Source organism: Bradyrhizobium sp. B025, from assembly GCF_042257955.1.
GTDB classification, from domain to species: domain Bacteria; phylum Pseudomonadota; class Alphaproteobacteria; order Rhizobiales; family Xanthobacteraceae; genus Bradyrhizobium; species Bradyrhizobium diazoefficiens.
Genome location: NZ_CP170150.1, coordinates 951,095 through 963,864, shown reverse-complemented (window position 1 = coordinate 963,864; position 12,770 = coordinate 951,095). Strand labels below are relative to the sequence as shown.

The 12,770-nt window shown below is 63.8% G+C and carries 10 protein-coding genes and 1 pseudogene; 4 read left to right on the top strand and 7 right to left on the bottom strand.

Annotation, left to right across the window (positions count from 1 at the left end):
- Positions 1 to 930 precede the first annotated feature (930 nt).
- Positions 931 to 2,634: a recombinase family protein gene (locus ACE10W_RS04570; RefSeq protein WP_011084356.1), complete on the top strand. Its 1,704-nt coding sequence runs from the start codon at positions 931 to 933 to the stop codon at positions 2,632 to 2,634.
- Here the strand turns inward: ACE10W_RS04570 and ACE10W_RS04565 are convergent.
- From ACE10W_RS04565 to ACE10W_RS04535, 7 genes and pseudogenes are all read right to left on the bottom strand, one after another.
- Positions 2,607 to 2,726 (bottom strand): annotated as a pseudogene (locus ACE10W_RS04565) (acyl-CoA thioester hydrolase); the annotation flags it as partial. The gene ACE10W_RS04570 and the pseudogene ACE10W_RS04565 sit on opposite strands and share 28 nt — an antisense overlap.
- 39 nt (positions 2,727 to 2,765) lie before the next feature.
- On the bottom strand, positions 2,766 to 3,683 hold the full coding sequence (locus ACE10W_RS04560; RefSeq protein WP_161536583.1) for a metallophosphoesterase: 918 nt from the start codon (positions 3,681 to 3,683) through the stop codon (positions 2,766 to 2,768).
- An 85-nt stretch (positions 3,684 to 3,768) separates the two neighbouring features.
- Positions 3,769 to 4,638 carry a DUF6869 domain-containing protein gene (locus ACE10W_RS04555; RefSeq protein ID WP_375762506.1) on the bottom strand — a complete coding sequence of 290 codons (870 nt, stop codon included), beginning with the start codon at positions 4,636 to 4,638 and terminating at the stop codon, positions 3,769 to 3,771.
- Between the two features lie 93 nt (positions 4,639 to 4,731).
- On the bottom strand, positions 4,732 to 5,763 hold the full coding sequence (gene ruvB / locus ACE10W_RS04550; protein ID WP_304553678.1) for a Holliday junction branch migration DNA helicase RuvB: 1,032 nt from the start codon (positions 5,761 to 5,763) through the stop codon (positions 4,732 to 4,734).
- Between the two features lie 20 nt (positions 5,764 to 5,783).
- Positions 5,784 to 6,401, bottom strand: coding sequence for a Holliday junction branch migration protein RuvA (gene ruvA / locus ACE10W_RS04545; RefSeq protein WP_304550867.1), 618 nt, complete (start codon positions 6,399 to 6,401; stop codon positions 5,784 to 5,786).
- Between the two features lie 185 nt (positions 6,402 to 6,586).
- Complete coding sequence (gene ruvC, locus ACE10W_RS04540; protein ID WP_304550866.1) at positions 6,587 to 7,114, bottom strand: crossover junction endodeoxyribonuclease RuvC; 528 nt, start codon at positions 7,112 to 7,114, stop codon at positions 6,587 to 6,589.
- Between the two features lie 241 nt (positions 7,115 to 7,355).
- Positions 7,356 to 8,102: a YebC/PmpR family DNA-binding transcriptional regulator gene (locus ACE10W_RS04535; protein ID WP_161536585.1), complete on the bottom strand. Its 747-nt coding sequence runs from the start codon at positions 8,100 to 8,102 to the stop codon at positions 7,356 to 7,358.
- Positions 8,103 to 8,307: 205 nt separating this feature from the next.
- On the opposite strand from ACE10W_RS04535, the gene ACE10W_RS04530 reads away from it, so the two are divergent.
- From ACE10W_RS04530 to ACE10W_RS04520, 3 genes are all read left to right on the top strand, one after another.
- Complete coding sequence (locus ACE10W_RS04530) at positions 8,308 to 10,056, top strand: methyl-accepting chemotaxis protein (RefSeq protein ID WP_304550865.1); 1,749 nt, start codon at positions 8,308 to 8,310, stop codon at positions 10,054 to 10,056.
- Between the two features lie 119 nt (positions 10,057 to 10,175).
- Positions 10,176 to 11,600 carry a methyl-accepting chemotaxis protein gene (locus ACE10W_RS04525; protein ID WP_011084348.1) on the top strand — a complete coding sequence of 475 codons (1,425 nt, stop codon included), beginning with the start codon at positions 10,176 to 10,178 and terminating at the stop codon, positions 11,598 to 11,600.
- 705 nt (positions 11,601 to 12,305) lie between these two features.
- Positions 12,306 to 12,770, top strand: a complete 465-nt coding sequence (locus ACE10W_RS04520) for a (2Fe-2S)-binding protein (RefSeq protein ID WP_028173437.1) — start codon at positions 12,306 to 12,308, stop codon at positions 12,768 to 12,770.

The window sequence follows — 12,770 nt, the reverse complement described above, 5'->3', positions numbered from 1 at the left end:
CTCCTGCAAAAAGATTGTCTTTTCAGACTCCACCGCATTTTGCGGCACCGGCCGAAGAAGGCCTCCCTTGTGGTCTTCCATATCTCCCCAAGCGTCGAAGGTAGTGGCTAAAACAGGCGGCGTCTCAGCAATTCCTCCGTGCGTATACTCAGATCAGGACAACCGCATCTAGCGTCGTGCGCCACGATTTGTCGGCCGACCGCCGGATTTCACTGATCAATGAAGCCGTCTCGTCTGCGGCAACCGCTGGCATCAGACGGAGCGGATAACTGCACCGCTAAATATGGACACGGGCATCGGACTTTCGTCGCCGTCAGGCGCAAGTTTTTTTACTCCGCCTTGTTTGGCAAGAATTCTCTCGCCTACGACCGGTATCGCAGGAATGCGCTAACGCCCGATGTGGAGCACCGCGACACCAGAAAACTCTCATTTTCATTAACCGCTGCAGCGGTCAACATGATTGGACCCACAATTACTCAGATCGAGACTTCCGTGAGCACTCCAGAGGCAAACGTCAAGTGTGGACCTTCTGTGATTTCTGTCGGCGCACGGCCAAGGCTGACGAAAGATGTGGTTGAAGGACGATCTGAACCTGAACACCACGCCGACGAAAATTGTGAAATCAGCGGGGGGTGTCTGCCGGCGCGATCGACGCTCCGAATAACAGAAGCAGGCGCCGCAAGTGATCACAGCCCAGCTATCGCGCTGGGCGACAATTTACGTTAACGTTTGCCGGTCGGTCCATATGCGTACTCGAATCCGATCGCCTCGGAGGCAGAAGGCGATCATCCGACCGCTTGATCCTTCCCACCCTCAGGGTTGGGATAATCCTGACAATGAGGAAGTTTGGCTTGAGCTGGCGCGCGCCATCGGACGGCAGATTGCACGAGACGAAAACGACGGTTTGGAGCAGCCAAAAGGAGGAAGGGCATGATGACGAGGCCAATAAAAAAGAGGGCCGTGTTATACGCCCGCTATTCGAGCGACATGCAAAAGGCGACCTCGATTGACGGTCAGCTATTGCTCTGCCGGAAGATCGCGGCACGCAACGACCTAGATGTCATCGGTGCATTTGTTGATGCCGCGAAGTCTGGCCTAACCGAAAATGCGAGGGACGGCTATCAGCAATTGCTCAATGGCGTGCGAAACCATGATTTTGATGTTGTGATCGTTGAGCATTTCGATCGCCTGTCGCGCGATCCCGCAACCATCCAGCGTCTCAAGCAAGTTTTCGAGTTCAATGGCGTTGAGCTGATGGATCAGAAAGGCGTTTACGCGACTGCCACCGACATCAGCATCGCAAGTCTCTACAACACGATTTATAAGCCGCAGCTCGCCGACAAGGTTCGGCGTGGCCATGATAATGCTGTCGCTAGTGGAAGAATTCCTGGCTCATACGCTTACGGTTACCGGCCAAGGCCGGGCGCGCCCGGTGAGCGCGTGATCGATGAGAACGAAGCGAAGATCGTGGTCCGCATCTTCACCGAATATGTATCGGGGCGTTCAACCCGAGATATTGCGGCCGATCTCACGCGCCAAGGCTTGCCCTCGCCTGGCGCCACCCGTCACAAGAACAAGGCTGGTCGCACGACCTGGAATCATCAGTGCATAACTGGCGGTCGCCACGGTCGCGGCATTATCGGCAACGAGCTGTATATCGGCGAAATACATTGGAACGTTCGATCAACAATTCTGAACCCGGAAACGCAGAAGAAACAGAAACGCCGCAATCCGGACGACCGGCACATCATTGTCAAGAAGCCCGAGTTGCGGATTGTTCCGCAAGTGCTTTGGGACAGGGCGCAGAAGGTTCGCAGCGGCCGCGCCATCCATATGTTCGGACCGACGGGCAAGCCGCGGCGCCGTCCTGTGATCCCGCGCAATAATGAGCACCCACTTGCTGGGGTCCTCCGGTGTGGTGTCTGCAACGGGAATATGCGGATCGCTCAATCCTCCAGGAATGGCGCTCCGCGCGCCGCATGCGCCAATGCGCATCAACGAGGCACGTGTGAGCACACTCGGAGCTTTGACATGGACGTGCTACTTGAGGATGTCTCAAGCAAAATGGAATTAAAATTGCTTTCGCCCAAAGCGATTGAAGAGGCGATGCGTGCTTGGAAGGAGGAGCGTAAGAACGATCGGAAAAAGAACAGCGAACACGCAAATTTAGAGCGTAGACTCCGTACGTTGACCACTGAGATCGAACGCTTGTCATATGCCATCGCAAACAGCCGTCGCAAGCCGGATGAGTTGCTCAAGCGGATCGATGAGTGCGATGTGGAACGGGAAACCGTTAAGGAGCGCTTGCGGCTGCTGGGTAGTGGCAGCGAAAACGTGATCCCGTTCGACCATCCAAAGTTCGGTGACCGATATCATTCGGAGGCCAAGAGACTGGTCACCGCGCTGAGGATTAATCCGAAGGCCATCGAAACCCGCGTCGCCTTTCGCAACTTGATCGACAGCATCGTGGTGCATCCGGTTCGCAAGCGGATGCCCTACGAATATACTCCGTACCTGAACAGCGCTTCCCTTTCTAGCATGAATCTTTTCCCCGAAAATCGACGCAAGACGAGAGAGATCAGTGCGTTCGTCTACTATGATAACGTCAAGTCAGAGAAATCCGTGTCCTCGTAGTAGACGCGGACCTGCATGTGGTGGCGGCCGTCGCGGATCTCGCCGTCGAGATGGGCAGTCACGTCGCGAGCCTCTTTGCTTTTTGCAACCAGCCCGTTTTGCGCAAAAACAGCCGGCCGTGCAAGCGCGGGTTACGCCACCGCCGGCCCCGTCCTTCCCAGCGTCACCTCGACGATCTCCGGCGGCACGCCGACACGGAGCGGCATGAAGCTGCAACCGAGCCCGCCGGAGATGATGACGTCGCATTTCAGCCTGACATGACCATAGGCGAGCCGGAGGCCGTGCTGCCGCGGAACGGCGGGCGACCAGCCGAGCAGGCGAACCTGGCCGCCATGGGTGTGGCCGGACAGTTGCAGCGCGACGCGCGCGGGCACGCGCGGCGCGATGTTGGGCTCGTGCGCGAGCAGGATGATTGGCGCATCGTCCGTGACCTTGGCGAGCGTCGCGGTGAGATCGTCGGCACCGAAGCGCCCCGTGCTCCGGAAGCGCCGCGCCGGCAGAAAAGCGAGCTGATCGCCGAGGCCGGCGAGCCAGAACGGGCGGCCGTCCTTGGTGAGGCGCACGGCGTCGTTCTCGTAGACGGGAATGCCGGCCGCCTCGAGCGCACGATGCGCCACTGTCGGGCCATGCCCGGCCCGCTGCACGGCCGTGTCCACCCAATAATCGTGATTGCCCATGACGGCGTGGACGCCGAGCGGCGCCTTCAGGCCCGCGAGCACCCTGGCCCATTCGTTCGCGGGAATGATGCGCGTGACCTGGTGAAGACCGGCGACATAGTCGCCGAGCAGCACGATGAGGTCGGCGTTCAGGCCATTGGCGCGGTCGACGATGGCCTCGATCCGCTCCAGCGACATCCAGGGATCGCAGGCATGGACGTCGGCGATCACGGCGATCTTGAGCGGCAGATCCGCCGGCCATTGCCGCGGGGTCGGATGATAGCGGGTGACGCCGAGCCGGTGGGGCTCGATACCGACGCCGTAGGCGGCGGTCGAGAAGCCGAGGGCGGACAGGCCGCCGAAGGAACGGATGAGATGACGGCGCGTGATCATGGAAGCCCGCTTCTGCTACGGCGTCTTGATGCGGTCCGATTGAAGCGGAATTGGGGTACTCTTGTGCAGACCGTCTGCACAAGCGCTACCATCGGCTCTCGCCGATAAGCGCATCTAGCCGCGCCTTCAATTCGTCGGGCGCGCGGTAGTACCAGACGCCGCCGAGCAGGTCGCGAAAACGTGCGTCGGCGCGCGCCTCGCGCTCGATGCGGTCGATCGTCCCGACGCTGATCACGTCCTCGAGGGGACCGGCGGCCAGCAGCGACAGCAGCACCGGGTTGGACTCGATCTTGAGGATCTCCAGGATCAGGTCGATCATCCTGTCGGGATCGTCCTCGCGCAGGTCGCGTTCGAAATCCATGATCGCGAACAGATTGTCGTCCTGGTCGCGCTCGGATCTGGAATATTGCTCGACCCAGGCGCGCGCGAGCTCGGCAACCGACATGTTGGCGCAATCGAGCGGCTCGCGCGGCGTGCGCTGCGCCAGATGGTCGGCATGCCACGCCTCGCGATCGGCCAGGCTTGCAATACGCGACATCAAGGGATCGTCGGGACCGACATGCACGCCGCCCAGCAGCCAGCGCAGCCTGTCATTGGGCGCGGCTTCCTGCTCGACACGCGCCATCATCTCCTTGCCATGCGCATAGAATAGCGCCAGCAGGAACTTGTCGTTCAGCTGCATCACCGTCGGCTTGTCGGCCTCGGTCTTGAGCACATCGAGCACGAGATCGAGCGCGGCTTGCGGCTTGCGATGCGGCAGATGGTCGAAATAGACCTTGATGGCCCAGATGCTGCCGATCTGGTCGCGACGGCTGACGCGCTGAAGCGCGCACCACATCGACGCCAGCTCGCCAAGCGGCATCGAATCCAGCAACGCCTCGGTTTCGTCAGGCGTGCGCAGCTGCGGCGCGGCCGCGATGATCTTGAGCAGCCTCGTGTCGTCCGTCGGCTCCATTCCTTCCCACTCCAGTCCGTGTGCGGCGATCCCGTTCGCTGCGCGTTCGGATTAGTGCTGGGATGGAACCTGCGGGTTCATCGACCTCGGCGATCAGTCGTCGCTTTCGTCGGTGCCGAACAGACCGAACTGCGCCGCATCGCGATTGGGTTCGGCGAGACCGAGATGGCGGAAGGCGTGCGAGGTGAGCAGGCGGCCGCGCGGGGTGCGCTGGAGATAGCCGCACTGGATCAGATAGGGCTCGATGATGTCCTCGATCGCATCGCGCGGCTCGGAGAGCGCTGCGGCCATCGTCTCGACACCGACGGGACCGCCGCCATAGTTCATCGCGATGGTGGTGAGATAGCGGCGGTCCATGGCGTCCAGGCCCGCGGCATCGACCTCGAGCGCGCTCAGCGCGTGATCGGCGATCTTGCGATCGATCGTGTCGGCATCCGCGGCGGAAGCAAAATCGCGCACGCGCCGGAGCAGGCGCCCGGCGATGCGCGGCGTGCCGCGGGCGCGGCGCGCGATCTCGTTGGCGCCGTCCGCGCTCATGCCGACGTTCAGCACGCGCGCGCCACGGCTGACGATGCTCTCGAGCTCCTCGATCGTGTAGAAATTGAGCCGGACCGGAATGCCGAAACGGTCACGCAAGGGATTGGTGAGGAGGCCTGCACGCGTGGTGGCGCCGACGAGGGTGAACTTCGACAGCTCGATCTTCACCGAGCGCGCCGCCGGGCCCTCGCCGATGATGAGGTCGAGCTGAAAATCCTCCATCGCGGGATAGAGCACCTCTTCCACCGCCGGGCTGAGGCGATGGATCTCGTCGATGAAGAGCACGTCGCGCTCTTCGAGGTTGGTCAGCAGGGCGGCGAGATCGCCGGCCTTGGCAATCACGGGACCCGACGTGGCGCGAAAGCCGACGCCGAGCTCCTTGGCTACGATCTGCGCCAGCGTGGTCTTCCCGAGGCCGGGGGGCCCGACGAACAGCACATGATCCAGCGCCTCGCCGCGCTTGCACGCCGCCTCGATGAAGATCGAGAGGTTCTTGCGCGCCTGCTGCTGGCCGACGAAGTCGGACAGCGATTGCGGGCGCAGCGCGGTGTCGCCGACATCATCGCTGCGGCGCTCTGGCGAGACCATGCGGTTGGCCTTGGGATCGCTCACTTCGCGAGTTCCTTCAGACCGAGGCGAATGAGCTGCGCGGTCTCGGCGCCTTCACCCGCACTGCGCGAGGCCGATGCAATGGTCGCGGCGGCCTGCGGCTGGCCATAGCCGAGATTGACCAGCGCAGAGATCGCATCCGCCACCGGGCGCGGCGCGCGCTGGTCGTCGACGGCACCGGCAAGATGCACCACGGCGGGATCGACATTGGCGAAGGCCGGCGCCTTGTCCTTCAATTCGGTGACGATGCGCTCGGCGACCTTGGGGCCGACGCCCGGCGTGCGTGCCACCGCGGCCTTGTCGCGCAGCGCAATCGCATTGGCGAGGTCGGAGGGCGCCAGCGTGCCGAGCACCGCGAGCGCGACCTTGGCGCCGACACCCTGCACGGTCTGGAGCAGGCGAAACCATTCACGCTCCTGGTCGGTGCGGAAGCCGAACAGCTTGATCTGGTCCTCGCGGACATAGGTCTCGATCGACAGCACGGCGGCCTCGCCGGGCGACGGCAGATGCTGCAGCGTGCGCGTCGAGCAGTGCACCTGGTAGCCGACGCCGCCGACGTCGAGGATGACGAAATCCTCGCCGTAGGAATCGATCAGGCCCTTCAGCTTGCCGATCATGATTGCGCAGCGCTCTTCTTGTTACCTCCCCCCTTGTGGGGGAGGTCGGATCGCCGAAGGCGATCCGGGAGGGGGGTAAGCCACAGACGCCGGCGCCCGGGGCTGCCCCCCTCCCCAACCCTCCCCCACAAGGGGGGAGGGAGAAGAGTGTGCGTGCGGCTCATGTTGCGCCTCATGACTCGAACTTAAACTCCCACCACCTTCAGCCTGAGCGCCGTGCTCTGGCGGTGATGGGCGTGTGTGATGGCGATGGCGAGCGCGTCGGCAGCGTCGGCTGACGGCGGCTCGGCTTTCGGCAGCAATATCTTCAGCATCATCGCGATCTGTTGCTTGTCGGCATGGCCGGCACCGACCACAGTCTTCTTCACCTGGTTCGGCGCATATTCGGCGACGCTGATGCCGAACATTGCGGGCGCCAGCATGGCGACGCCCCGGGCCTGGCCGAGTTTCAGCGTCGCAACGCCGTCCTTGTTCACAAAAGTCTGCTCGACGGCAGCTTCCATCGGCTTGTGATCGGACAGGACAGAGGCGAGCCCTTCGTGGATCGCGAGCAGGCGGCTGGACAGCGGCAGGTCGTCCGGCGGTTCCACCGAACCGCAGGCGACATAGATCAGGCGGTTGCCCTCAGCCTCGATCACGCCCCAGCCGGTACGGCGGAGGCCAGGGTCGATGCCGATGATGCGAACGGGGCCACGAATCAGGAGCGCAGTCATGGGCCAGTGATAGCGGCTGGCTGCGGCGGGGGAAACAGAAACAGAACGGAAGTAACAGGGGAAGTGTCGCTCTTCGCCTCTCCCCGCTTGCGGGGAGAGGCCGGAATGCGCGCGAAGCGCGGATTCCGGGTGAGGGGACTCTCCACGAGTCCCTCTATCACCGCCGACGCGGAAACAGCCCCTCACCCCAACCCTCTCCCCGCAGAGCGGGGCGAGGGAGCGCACCGTTCGTGTGTGTCCCCTACCCGCCCATCTTGGCAACAAGCGCGTCCGACACCTCGAAATTGGCGTAGACGTTCTGGACGTCGTCGTGCTCGTTGAGCAGGTCCATCAGCTTGAGCAGCTTCTCGCCGGTCTCGTCATCGACGGCGACCGTGTTCTGCGGCTTCCAGATCAGCGCGGCCTTGCGCGGCTCGCCGAACTTGGCTTCCAGCGCCTTGGCAACGTCGCGATAGCCTTCGGTCGAGGCGTAGATCTCGTGGCCGCTTTCGCCGGAGACGACGTCGTCTGCGCCGGCCTCGATCGCGGCATCGAGCACCGCGTCGTCGGAAGCGACGCTGCGGTCGTATTCGATGATGCCGGTGCGGTCGAACATGAAGGAGACCGAACCGGTTTCGCCGAGATTGCCGCCCGACTTGGTGAAGAAGGAGCGGATGTCGGAGGCGGCGCGGTTGCGGTTGTCGGTCAGCGCCTCGACGATGACGGCGACGCCGCCGGGGCCATAGCCCTCGTAGCGGATCTCGTCATAGTTCTCGCCGTCGCTGCCGAGCGCCTTCTTGATGGCGCGCTCGATATTGTCCTTCGGCATGTTCTCCGCGCGCGCGGCGATCACGGCGGCGCGCAGGCGCGGGTTCATGGCGGGGTCGGGCGTGCCGAGCTTGGCGGCGACGGTGATTTCCCGCGCCAGCTTGCCGAACAGCTTCGACTTCTGGGCATCCTGCCGCCCCTTGCGGTGCATGATGTTCTTGAATTGGGAATGTCCGGCCATGCGTGGTCTCGTAAAGGAATCGTGCGCCTAAGGTGAGCGTGGGAAGCGCGGCCTTATAGGCCGCCAACCCACCGGAATGAAAGAGGCTCTACGACTTTAAGGTAACACCGTAGTGGCCTTTGCCCAGATGTCAGGCATCGTTAACCCTGACTTCATTCCGGCCTGCGAAAATAGCGTACGACCGTCCCCCGACAAGAGAGACCTGATGGCGTTCGGACTATTTCGGAAGCGTCTGCCGGACATGGCTGCGCCCGCGGCCGCCCCGCAGGCTGCGCCGCCGCCGGCCCATTCCGAGCCCGGCCCGGCCGCTGAGAGCGATTCTGCCAGGGAAATCCTGGAACTGCTGGAACTCGAGCTGGGCGCGATGATTCGCCAGCTCGAGCGCGCCGCCAATTCGGTGGCCGGCGGCGCCGAAGCGACCGCCACGACGCTTGCGGCCATCCGCGACCGGACCGACGCCCTGACCGGCCGCACCAACGCCGCACAGTCGACCGCATCCACCTTCGCCCATGCCGCCGACAAGTTCACCCAGTCCGCGCTGGGCATCGGCGCGCAGGTTCGCGAGGCCGGCAAGCTCGCCGACGAGGCCAGTGCCGCGGCGCAGGAAGCCCGCGCCAATGTCGACCGCTTGCGCGAGTCCTCCGCCGCCATCGGCAACGTCGTCAATCTGATCGCGCAGATCGCGCGGCAGACGACGCTGCTCGCGCTCAACTCGACCATCGAGGCCGCGCGCGCGGGCGCTGCGGGCAAGGGCTTTGCGGTCGTCGCGACCGAAGTGAAAGCGCTCGCGGTGCAGACCCAGAGCGCGACGGAAGAGATCACCAAAAAGATCGATGCACTGCAGCGCGACGCCGCCGGCTCCGCCGATGCCGTGCACCGCATTTCGCAGGCGATCGAGGCGATCCGCCCGGTATTCGAGACCGTCAATGGCGCGGTCGCCGAGCAAAACGCCACCACGAGCGAAGTCTCCGGCAATGCCGCCAGCGCGTCGGAGTTCATCGTCTCGGTCGGCCAGAGCGCGGCCGAGATCGACGCCGCGACCAAGGCGGCCGAGACCCATGGCGAGAACGTCGCCAGCGCCGGCAAGGCGGTCACCACCTTCGCACAGAAGCTGAAATCGCGCTGCGCGGTGCTGCTGCGCCAGAGCGAGCACGACGACCGCCGCAAGACCGAGCGGCTGCCCTGCCATCTCAAATTCGAGAGCGCACGCGGCGTGATGCCGGTCTACGAGATCGCGATGGACGGCGTGCTGATTGGCGGTGCGGACGCGGGCCGGCTGACGCCGCAAGCGATCATCGAAGGCAGCCTCGAACTGGTCGGCGCCTGCCGCCTGCGCGTCGTCGAGCAGTCCAAGGCCGGAGCCCGCGCGCATTTCGTCAATCCCGATGCCGGGCTCCGCGAGAAGATCGAAGACCGGCTGTGGTCGATCCACGAGGAGAACACGGAGTTCGTCACCCGCGCCATGGAAGCGGGCAACGCGCTGACCCAAATCTTCGAGCAGGCGGTTGCACGCGGCGAGGTCGGGATCGACGACCTCTTCGACACCGACTATGTGGAGATCGCAGGCACCAATCCACAGCAATACCGCACTAGATATCTGGATTGGGCCGACCGCGCACTGCCGCAGTTCCAGGAAGCGTTTCTCGCCAAGGAACCGCGCATGGCGTTCTGCGCCATGGTCGACCGCAACGGCTTCCTGCCGGTGCACAACAAGATCTATTCGCATCCGCAGCGGCCGGGCGACGCCGCCTGGAACACGGCCAACAGCCGCCACCGGCGCATCTTCAACGATCCGGCGGGGCTCGCGGCCGCGCGCAACCTGCGCTCGTACCTGGTCCAGAGCTATGCGCGCGACATGGGTAACGGGAATACGGTGATGATGCGCGAAATCGACGTCCCGATCCGCGTGCAGGGCCGGCACTGGGGCGGATTCCGCACAGCTTACAAGCTGTAGTGCACGCTCTCGTGCACTCCTGGGCAAGACGCCGCTCGCGAATCATCCTCTAAGGTCGAAACTGGAATGGGAATGCCGCCGAGAGCCAATCCACGGCTCTGACTGGAGAAAACCCGTACATGTCTCTGGCACAACTTGCAGTATTGGACACCGGGTCGAACCGGACGCTGGCTGAACGCCTGATCGACCAGCTCGCCGACCGCATCGGCGGTCTCGGCGTGGAGCTCGCCGACATCGCCGGCAACGTCCAGGAAGTCGCCAACCGCGTCGCGAACCAGTCGGAACGGTTCCATCACCTGCAGGAGACGGCGGAGACGATGGTCTCGGCCAACCACGACATCGCCAATGCGTCGCAGGCGGTGCAAACGACGACGTCCGCGGCGGTCGGCGAGATCGCGCAGTCGCGCAGCGCGGTCGATACCGCCGTCAGCCACATCTCCGAGCTTGTCGCCGCCGTTGGGCGGATCGAGGCGCGCCTGAGCGCGGTCGGCTCGGCGCTGGCGCAGGTGGCCAAGGTGTCCGGCTCGATCGAGGCGATCGCGAAGCAGACCAACCTGCTTGCGCTGAACGCAACCATCGAAGCCGCGCGCGCCGGCAATGCCGGCCGCGGCTTCGCGGTGGTCGCAAGCGAGGTGAAGAACCTCGCGGAAGCCACCCGCCAGGCGACGCACCAGATCTCCGACACCGTGCGCGATCTCGACGGCCAGATCGAAGGCCTGATCGGCGAGAGCAGCGACGCCTCGCAGCGCGCGAAGACCGCCGGCGAAGGCGCCCAGCAGATCTCAAGCATCATCTCGCGCGTCCAGCAGGGCTTCGCCTCCGTGGAAGCGGAGATCGACAGCGTCGCGCGCGCGGCGACCTCCAATCTCGGCCATTGCGACACCGTCATCAGCGAGCTCAACGAGCTCGCCAAGGGCGTCGACCTCTCCTCGCGCGACCTCAAATACGCCGACGAGCGGGTGGCCAAGCTGCTCGACACCTCCGAAGGCCTGATCGCGATGATCGCCGACAGCGGCGTGGAGACGTCGGACGCGCCGCTGATCCGCGCGGTCGTCGAGACCGCCAAGCGGATCTCGGCCGAGTTCGAGGCCGCGATCGATCGCGGCGAGATCACGCTCGACCAGCTCATGGACGAGAAGTACCGCGAGATTCCCGGCACCGATCCAAAGCAGTATCTCACCAGCTACGTCGACTTCACCGATCGCGTGCTGCCCGCCATCCAGGACCCGATCCAGAAAGCCGATCCCCGCATCGTGTTCTGCGTCGCCTGGGCCAAGGGCGGCTACCTGCCGACCCACAATCCGAACTACCGCCTGCCACAGGGCAAGGACCCGGTCTGGAACAACGCCAATTGTCGCAACCGCCGCCTGTTCACCGATCGCGCGGTGAAGAAGGTCGCTGCGAACACCAAGCCGTTCCTGCTCCAGACCTACCGCCGCGACATGGGCGGCGGGCAGTTCGTGCTGATGAAGGATCTGTCCTCGCCGATCATGATCCGCGGCAAGCACTGGGGCGCGTTCCGGATGGGCTTCCGGCACGGCTGAAGGATCTCGCGACGGCCGCTCCTGCGGCCCTTCAATCAAAAACCTGAAAAACAACCCCATGCACAGTAGCCGGGGCACGCGGAATCAATGGCTTAGAAGCCTCATGGGATGAGATCGAAGCTAGTGCGGCCGACAGCAGCACCCTCTCCGTTCCCTCCCCCCTTGTGGGCAGGGCTATCGCATGTGGTGTGCATGATGCGGCGGCATCGGCACTCGGCTCCCTCTCCCGCTTGCGGGGGAGGGCTGGGGTGGGGGTGTCTCCGCGTCGGGATTGCCAGGGATTGCGGAGAACGTTCCAAGCGCCTAGTGCGGCCATTGCTCCGTCGGGCAAAACAGGAGCACGATGTCATCATCGCGCACGTCGGCCATCCGGCCATTGGCCGTTGCAATTGATCCCGTGCACCGTGCTTGCCGTCGCCCGCTTTTCCCAATCGCACGAATTTCGTGATCGCATGATTTTGCGCATTCGCACGATCATCTGCGGCGATTCACGGCGCGCGCGGCGAAAATGCGCCACAATATGACGATTATCATACCAATGAGCCGCCGCACAAATTCGTGAACGTCATGGCCTGACGCGTCAGTCGCGCAAATATGCATTGCCGGGAATTTCGACGCTTCATCGTTTCGCGTCGTTATGATTATGGTCGCGCGGAAATTCGCCGAATTGATCGCCGCAAGCGATCGTCGAGCAAGGGGATGCATATGGCAACAGTTCTCACCATCAATGGCGAAACGAAATCCTTCGACGCGCCGCCGGAAATGCCGCTGCTGTGGGTGCTGCGCGACATCCTCGGGATGACCGGCACCAAGTTCGGCTGCGGCATCGCGCAATGCGGCGCCTGCACGGTGCATGTCGACGGCAAGGCGGTGCGCTCCTGCGTGCTGCCGGTGAGCGCGGTCCAGAACCGTACCATCACCACCATCGAGCATATCGGCAGCACGCCTACGGGCGCGAAGGTGCAGAAGGCCTGGCTCGATGCCGAAGTGATCCAGTGCGGTTACTGCCAGTCCGGCCAGATCATGTCGGCCGCGGCACTGCTGGCGGCAACGCCCAACCCCGATGATTCCGACATCGACGCCGCCATGGCCGGCAACATCTGCCGCTGCGGCACCTATGTGCGCATCCGCGAGGCCATCAAGCAGGCGGCCTCCGGCCGTCAGTCGTGA